This window comes from Collinsella sp. An7, from assembly GCF_002159335.1.
GTDB lineage: Bacteria > Actinomycetota > Coriobacteriia > Coriobacteriales > Coriobacteriaceae > Coprousia.
Genome location: NZ_NFHP01000012.1, coordinates 19642 through 27583, shown reverse-complemented (window position 1 = coordinate 27583; position 7942 = coordinate 19642). Strand labels below are relative to the sequence as shown.

Below are 7942 nucleotides of genomic sequence, written 5' to 3'. Positions count from 1 at the left end.
GGACACGGGGGGGGGCGGGGGTGAGACCCGGCGCCCGATACCCGGGCGACCCGGGACCGGCAAGGGCCCACGGGGGCGTTGCGGCAACCGCCGCGGCGCGCTCCGGGCGCGGCCCGCGGCAGACGGCCTTGATACGGCGGCAAACCACGACGCTCGAAGGGAACACCATGACAGCAACAGCACAAAAGACCGTCCGCACCGTGGGTGTGGGCGTCATCGGGCTCGGCACCGTGGGCGGCGGCACCGTCCGCACCATCTTGCGGCACCGCAGCGAGTACGCCCGGGCCTACGGAATCGACCTCACCGTGAGCCGCGTGTGCGACATGCGTCCGGAGCGCGAGGCCGAGTTGGGGCTCCCCGCCGGCACGCTCACAACCGACTGGCACGAGCTTGTGGCGGACCCCGCCGTGGATATCGTGGTGGAGCTCATCGGCGGCGAGCACCCCGCAACCGAGATCTTTGAGGAGGCCTTTGCCGCGGGCAAGCACGTGGTCACGGCCAACAAGGCGCTGCTCGGCCGGCACGTGGAACGGCTCGCACGCCTTGCCGCCGAGCACGGCGTCCAGCTTAAATGCGAGGCAGCTGCGGCGGGCGGCATCCCCATCGTCAACGCGCTCGAGCACGCCCTCACCGGCAACGAGATCCTCACCGTGGCGGGCATCTTAAACGGCACCACCAACTACATGCTCACCCGCATGGAGGCCGAGGGGCTCGACTACGACGAGGTCCTCGCCGAGGCGCAGCGCCTGGGGTACGCCGAGGCCGACCCCACGGCCGACGTGGACGGCTTTGACGCGGCGAGCAAGGTGGCCATCCTCTCGTCGATTGCCTTCCACACGCGCGTGACCACCGACGACGTCTACATGCAGGGCATCCGCGACGTTTCGGCCGCCGACATCGCCCAGGCGCGCGAGCTCGGCTACCGCGTGAAGCTCCTCGGCATCGCGCGGAACACCCCCGAGGGCGTGGACGTGCGCGTGCACCCCACGATGATTCCCGAGGGACACATGCTCGCCGGCGTGTCGGGCGCCATGAACGCCGTCTTTGTGGTGGGCGACGCCGTGGGCGAGACCATGTTCTACGGCGCGGGGGCGGGCTCCTTCCCCACCGCGAGCGCCGTGGTGGGCGACGTGCTCGAGCTGGCCGACGCCATCGCGCGCGGCGAAGGCCCGATGCCCGAGGTTGAGCCGTACGACCGCGTGCTCGGCTTGCGGCCGATCGACGAGCTTGAGACTCGCTACTACATCCGCCTTATGGTTGAGGACCGCGTGGGCGCCCTCGCCCCCGTGGTTGCCGCCTTTGCGGACGCCGGCATCTCCATCTCTACGATCCACCAGCTCAAAGATGGCGATGGCACGCGCTGCTCTGTCGTGTTCCTGACGCACCGGGCAGTGGAGCGCGACGTGCGGCGTGCCTGCGAGGCGCTCTCGGCCCTCGACGAGGTAGAGCGCGTGGCGAGCGTCATTCGCATTGAAGATGTTGCCGCCTGGACGGACGGCGTGGAGGAGAACTAGGCAGAGGGATGGCCGCTGGCGGGTTACCGGGTATCGGACCCATGGGCGAAACCCGACGGACCGACTCCTCCAGCAGCCCCAACCATAAGAATTCACCGTTGCCGCAGATTAACCTGTAAGGCGCTCGAAAACACCCAGTACATGTCAAACTGCGGCAATGGCGGAGGTTGCATTCCGTCATTGCCGCAGTTCGTTACCTAGCAGTTTGCCAGAACGCAGCGTACGACCTACTTTGAGACGCCGCGCCGCATCCGAAACGCAACGGCCGCAGAGACGCCGGCACAGATCAGGGCCACTGCCGCAGCCGCAAGATACGCCACCGTCGGGGCACCCGCGCCCTCCGGGCCAACCGTGCCCAAGATGCCCAAGACGCCGCCCGTCACCCCATAGAACGTTCCGCCGAGTGCGATGGCTGCAGCCGCCGCAAGGCCAGAAGCAACATTCGCAGCCGCCTGCAGGTGTGGCACCGCAAGCGTAAAGCCGTAGAGCGCAGGCTCCGTCTTGCCAAAGAGCGCCTGACCCGTCGTGGCGAGCGCCTGGTGGCGGCGCGCGGCGTCGGATGCTACCAGGGCGGCACCAAGGGCAGTGCCCGCCTGGCTTAGCTGCGGAATAACGGTGACAAGCATGATGGGGTCGCTCCCCAGAGCAACGAGCTCGCCCAGCAGAAGCGGCGTAAAAAGCCAATGGAGGCCGCGCGCAACCACAAGCTGCCAAACAGCCCCAATAACCAGCGCCGTTGCCACGGGCCAGCAGAGAAAGACCGTGTGCACGGCAAACGAGACGGCTCCGCAGGCGCTCATGACAAGCGGACCAACAACAAAGCCCATGCCAGCGCCAACTACCGTGAGTACCGCAAGCGGCGCAAGCACACTACGGGTAACGGTGGGGACCCGGGGGGCTACGGCGCGCTCCACCAGCGCGCAAAGCCAGGCGGTGACCACGGCCGAGAAGACGAGCCCGGCACCGCGCTCCAAGAAAGGCAGCCCGCCAAGCGGACCCGGAACCGATCCCGGCGCAACCGCAAACGCATAGGCCTGAACGGCGGCTATACCGACCGGCGGCCAAACGCTCACATTGAGTTTACGGGCGGCAGAGAAGGCAACCAAGACCGGAAGCAGATAGAACGAGACGTCTGCCAGGCCGATGAGCAAGGCGAGCACACTCCCCTGCTCGGCGCCGACCCCACAGCTCGCGAGCAGCCACAGCGCCCCGCGAAGGATGGCCGCGGCACCGAGGTAATCCACGCAGGGCACCACCGAGGCGGTCAGAAGCTCAAGCGCCCCACGCGCGGTACAAAGGGGCAGAAGCTTTGTATCGGCGGCGCCGGACCGTCCGCCCGCATCGTCCACATCGTGCAAACTGGGCGTATCCTTCGTCGGCACCCCAGCCGCCACCGGCGCCGAACCGGCCGCCGATTCGGCCGAGCCGACTGAAGCGCTTTGGCCAGACGTCGCCCGCAGGCTCTCGAGCGCATCAGAGACCCGCGCCACGTCGGGCCCGATAATAACCTGAAACTGCCCGCCCTGGCGCACTGCTCCGAGCACGCCCGGGATCTCCTTCACGGCAGCCTCGTCCGCCGCCCCCTCATCGCAAAGCACCAGACGCAGGCGCGTCATGCAATGCGTTGCCGAGGCAACGTTCTCCGCCCCGCCCACGCCCGCAAGCACCGCACGGGCCAGCGCCTCAACTTCATCAGAAGCCATATCGCCCCTCTTTCTCGCTCCACAAACCCACCCCAAGCAACACCCGAACAGTGCCCATGTAAACAATCGAACCGATTATCGTTCAACCCCCCTCCCCTGCATGAGGTCAAACTCAGTCCAACCATGCAGAAGCCAAGCGCCACGCATGCGGAGACGCTTCCGCCCATGCCTCACGGCAACGCACCGGCAGCATCACCACTCAGTCAGAGCGAAAGGCGCACTGCCCCCTGCGGGAGCTCCGCCGTGATGCAGAGCGTCCCCCCTAGCGCGGCAACATAGCGTCGCAAGGTGTCAACCTTTAGCGTGTCGATCTTACCCGTCTCGACCGCAGAGACTCGTTTTTGTCCAACGCCCATGCGCTCCGAAACCTGCTCCTGCGTGAGCCCGCACGCCTTTCGGGCCTCGCGCAGCTCATACGCCCGGATTTTCTCCTCGGTGGCCGCCCGAGCCGCATCCATTGCCTCGTCAGACACGGGATGCATCTGTCTGAATTCTCGATAGGACGTCCCCATAAGCTCAACCTCGATCCGACTGCTCCTCCTGCTCCGTCAGCCAATCCCAGATACCGTACAGGTCGATTTCCCACATGGCGACCGCCAGAATACCATATATTTGTAGTACTTTAGAAGCGTTCTACAAATATCGAACTATTGTTCTTGCTATCTTAGAACATATGTTCTATTATGTCTATGCAAACGACGGGGAGAATCGGAGGCAGTGCTGTCGTATCATAGAGACGGTATGCATCACACCCAACAGAAGGGCAGGCTTGAATGGTCTCTCGCATCTACGTTGAGAAGAAGCCGGGCTTTGACGTCGAGGCGCAGCAGCTCAAGAGCGAGCTCACGGGCACCCTTGGCATCGAGGGACTTACGGGACTTCGACTCATCAACCGCTATGACGTCGAGGGTATCGACGAGGGGCTCTTCCGCACCTGCGTCACGACGGTCTTCTCCGAGCCGCAGGTGGACAACGCCTACGACGAGCTCCCCGAGGTTGCCGGCGCGCACGTCTTTGCCGTCGAGTCGCTGCCTGGGCAGTTCGACCAGCGCGCGGACTCCGCGAGCGAGTGCATTCAGCTCATCAGCCAGGGCGAGCGCCCGACCGTTCGCGCCGCAAAGGTTTACATCCTCGAAGGTGAGCTCACCGACGACGCCATCGCCACCATCGAGCACTACGTGGTGAACCCCGTCGAGTCGCGCATCGCCTCGCTCGAGAAGCCCGAGACCCTTGAGGTGGAGATTCCCGACCCCGAGCCGGTCGAGGTGCTCCACGGCTTCCGCGAGCTCGACGAGGGGGGCCTCGCCGCGTTCATCGCCGAGCGCGGGCTCGCCATGGACCTTGCCGACATCACGTTCTGCCAGGAGTACTTTACCGGCGAGCATCGCGACCCCACGATCACCGAGATTCGCGTGATCGACACCTACTGGTCGGACCACTGCCGCCACACCACCTTCGGTACCGTGCTCGACGATATCCAGATCGATGACGCTGTGGTGCAGGAGGCCTTTGACCGCTACCTCGAGATGCGCCATGAGCTTGGCCGCGACGAGAAGCCCGTCTGCCTCATGGACATGGGCACCATCGGCGCCAAGTACCTCAAAGCAACCGGCAAGCTCACCGGCCTCGACGAGTCAGAGGAGATCAACGCCTGCACCGTGAAGGTCACCGTTGACGTAGACGGCGAGGATCAGGATTGGCTTTTCCTCTTTAAGAACGAGACCCACAACCACCCGACCGAGATCGAGCCCTTCGGCGGCGCGGCCACCTGCATCGGCGGCGCCATCCGCGACCCGCTCTCGGGGCGCAGCTACGTCTACCAGGCCATGCGGGTCACCGGTGCGGCTGACCCCACCGTCCCCGTCTCTGAGACGCTTGCCGGCAAGCTCCCCCAGCGCAAGATCGTGACCACCGCGGCCGCCGGCTACTCGAGCTACGGCAACCAAATCGGACTGGCCACCGGGCAGGTCTCGGAGCTCTATCACCCCGGCTATGTGGCCAAACGCATGGAGATCGGCGCCGTCGTGGGCGCCACGCCCGCGAGCCACGTGCGCCGCGAAGAGCCGCAGCCCGGCGACAAGATCATCCTGCTCGGCGGTCGCACCGGTCGCGACGGCATCGGCGGCGCCACGGGTAGCTCCAAGGCGCACAACGTCGAGTCCATCGAGAAGGACGGCGCCGAGGTGCAGAAGGGCAACGCCCCCATGGAGCGCAAGCTGCAGCGCCTCTTCCGCCGCGGCGACGCGTGCCGGCTCATCAAGCGCTGCAACGACTTTGGCGCGGGCGGCGTCTCGGTTGCCGTGGGCGAGCTCGCCGACGGTCTCTATATCGACCTCGACCAGGTCACCAAGAAGTACGAGGGCCTCGACGGCACTGAGCTTGCGATCAGCGAGAGCCAAGAGCGCATGGCGGTTGCCGTGGCCGAGGACGACGTGGACGAGTTTATGGGCTACGCTGAGGAGGAGAACCTCGAGGCGACGGTCATCGCCGAGGTCACGCACGAGAAGCGCGTCCGCATGGCTTGGGACGGCGACGTGATCGTGGACCTCTCGCGCGATTTCCTGGCTTCCAATGGCGCGCCCAAGCATCAGCGCGTGCATGTAGTTGAGCAGGGCATTGCCCCCATCGACCCCGAGAGCGAGCTTGCAAGCGCGGCGCTCGACGAGTTCGGCAGCCTGGAGAACGTGTACGAGAGCACCATCCCCCTGCCGCCCGGCGCCGAGGAGGTCGGCTCCTTCGCCGACGCCATGCGCGCACTCGTAACCAACCTCAACGTGGCCTCCAACAAGGGCCTCTCGGAGCGGTTTGACTCCACCATCGGCGCAGGCACCGTGCTCATGCCCTTCGGCGGGCACACCCAGCTCACCCCGGCGCAGGCGATGGTCGCCAAGTTCCCGGTGATGGGCGAGACCACCACCGTCTCAGGCATGGCCTGGGGCTTTAATCCCTACATCATGGCGGCTGACCAGTACCGCGGTGCCTACCTCTCGGTCGTGGAGAGCGTCGCCAAACTCGTGGCGACGGGCTTTGACCACAAGCGCGCCTACCTTTCGTTCCAGGAGTACTTCGAGCGCCTGCGCGACGTGCCCGAGCGCTGGGGCAAGCCCATGGCGGCCGTACTCGGCGCGCTCATGGCGCAGGTCGACCTGGGCATCGGCGCCATCGGCGGCAAGGACTCCATGTCCGGCTCCTTTGAGGACCTCGACGTGCCGCCCACGCTTGTGAGCTTTGCCGTGGCAACCGGCTCAATCGACCAGATCGTCTCCCCCGAGTTCAAGGGCGCCGGCCACCGCGTGGTGCTCATCGAGCCCGCCTACAGCGCCGATGACCTGCTGCCGGATCCCACTTCGCTGGCAGCGGTGTTTGAGGGCGTCGAGGCGCTTGCGCACTCCGGTGCCGCACTCGCCGCGTCCACGGCGGGCTTTGGCGGCTTGGCCGAGGCCCTCTTCAAAGCATGTGTGGGCAACCGTCTGGGCTTTGCCATCTCGGATGCCTACTACGAGGCCGAGGCGCGCGACCTGCTCGACAACGCCTACGGTTGCTTCATCGTTGAGCTTGCCGACGACGAGGAGCTGCCTTCCATCGAGGGCGCAACCGTGGTGGAGCTGGGACGCACCACCGAGGCCTATACGTTCGAGGCTTTCGACGAGACGATCGACCTCGCTGAGCTGCAAGAGGCTTGGGAGGGCACCCTGGAGGGCGTGTTCCCCTACCGCACCAGCGCCGAGGAAGCCGCCGCAGCGCCCGCCGTGGAAACCGTCACCTATCGCTGCGCCGAGACGGGCCGCATCGCACCCGTCTACGCCGGCGAGAAGTTCGCCCGCCCGCGCGTGATCATCCCGGTCTTCCCGGGCAACAACTGCGAGTACGACACCGCGCGCGCCTTTGAGGCCGCGGGCGCCACCTGCGACACCTTCGTCATCAACAACCTCACGCCCGAGGCGGTTGCCAAGAGCACCCGTGAGCTCGCCCGCCGCATCCGCGAGAGCCAGATCGTCATGATCCCCGGCGGCTTCTCCGGCGGCGACGAGCCCGATGGCTCCGCCAAGTTCATCACGGCGTTCTTCCGCGCGCCCGAGGTTACCGATGCGGTGCGCGACCTGCTCCAGGCACGCGATGGTCTCATGCTCGGCATCTGCAACGGCTTCCAGGCGCTCGTGAAGCTCGGGCTCGTGCCCTATGGCGACATCGTGGATGCCACGCCGGACGCGCCCACGCTCACCTTTAACACCATCGGCCGCCACCAGAGCCGTCTGGTGCGCACCCGCGTGGCGAGCGACCTCTCCCCCTGGCTCTCGGCCTGCAAGCCCGGCGAGGTTTACACCGTGGCAATCAGTCACGGCGAGGGTCGCTTTGTAGCCAACGACCAGGTGCTCAACGAGCTGCGCGAGGACGGGCAGATTGCCACGCAGTACGTTGACGAGACCGGTGTTCCGAGCATGTCGCTCAACGTCAATCCCAACGGCTCCGTCTGCGCCATCGAGGGCATCACGAGCCCCGACGGCCGCGTCTTTGGCAAGATGGGCCACGTGGAGCGCCGCGGAGTCGGTCTTTACCAGAACGTCCCTGGCGAGAAGTTCATGCCGCTCTTTGAAGGTGGCGTGGCGTACTTCGCATAAGCGCGCCCCTATCCAAGCAGAAGGCCCCGGAAGGCCCCAGCGGACGCCCCCGTCGTCGTACGGCCGCGGAACGTCTGTTGGAGACCCCTCCGGGGCCTCCTTTCTA

Annotated in this window: 4 protein-coding genes; 2 read left to right on the top strand and 2 right to left on the bottom strand. The window is 66.0% G+C overall.

Features of this window, described 5'->3' with window-relative positions; genetic code table 11:
- Positions 1–167: 167 nt before the first annotated feature.
- Positions 168–1514, top strand: coding sequence for a homoserine dehydrogenase (locus B5G20_RS09765; protein ID WP_087356721.1), 1347 nt, complete (start codon positions 168–170; stop codon positions 1512–1514).
- Positions 1515–1741: 227 nt separating this feature from the next.
- Here B5G20_RS09765 and B5G20_RS09760 read toward each other — a convergent pair whose 3' ends face one another.
- Positions 1742–3217, bottom strand: a complete 1476-nt coding sequence (locus B5G20_RS09760; protein WP_087356720.1) for a PTS transporter subunit EIIB — start codon at positions 3215–3217, stop codon at positions 1742–1744.
- Positions 3218–3420: 203 nt separating this feature from the next.
- Positions 3421–3690 (bottom strand): helix-turn-helix domain-containing protein, encoded by a 270-nt coding sequence (locus tag B5G20_RS09755; protein WP_204207768.1) that lies wholly within the window; start codon positions 3688–3690, stop codon positions 3421–3423.
- 300 nt (positions 3691–3990) lie between these two features.
- Between B5G20_RS09755 and B5G20_RS09750 the strand changes: the two genes are divergently transcribed.
- On the top strand, positions 3991–7836 hold the full coding sequence (locus B5G20_RS09750; protein WP_087356718.1) for a phosphoribosylformylglycinamidine synthase: 3846 nt from the start codon (positions 3991–3993) through the stop codon (positions 7834–7836).
- The last annotated feature ends 106 nt before the right edge of the window (positions 7837–7942 follow it).